The sequence below is a fragment of the Cryobacterium sp. 10I1 genome (genome assembly GCF_035019805.1).
GTDB lineage: Bacteria > Actinomycetota > Actinomycetes > Actinomycetales > Microbacteriaceae > Cryobacterium > Cryobacterium glucosi.
Window position 1 is genome coordinate 1 of record NZ_JASJVF010000657.1, and the last position, 265, is coordinate 265.

Annotated in this window: 1 protein-coding gene; it reads right to left on the reverse strand. The window is 69.8% G+C overall.

Annotation, left to right across the window (positions count from 1 at the left end; translation table 11 throughout):
* A partial coding sequence (locus QN345_RS20210) for a hypothetical protein (protein ID WP_323509263.1) occupies positions 1-265 on the reverse strand: 265 nt, incomplete at both ends.

Consider the following 265-nt stretch of genomic DNA (forward strand, 5'->3'; position numbering starts at 1 on the left):
GCGGCGTCGGCGGATGCCGCCACCGTGATGATCCTCCTGATCTCGGGGTCGAGCTCCACGAAGTCGATCAGCGGGCCGACGAACTCCTGGGGCGCGGCGCGGAACCTCAGTCGCTTGGCGCCGTCCCATGCGATGTCGAGCAGGGCCTGCAGCACGCTGTCGACCTTCGGTGTTGTCCCGGCCAGGATCTCGGCTACGACGTCGGCATCGCGCTCCGAAACGAGGGGCAGACCGATGGTGCGGGAGTCGTCGTGCGGCCGCGCGG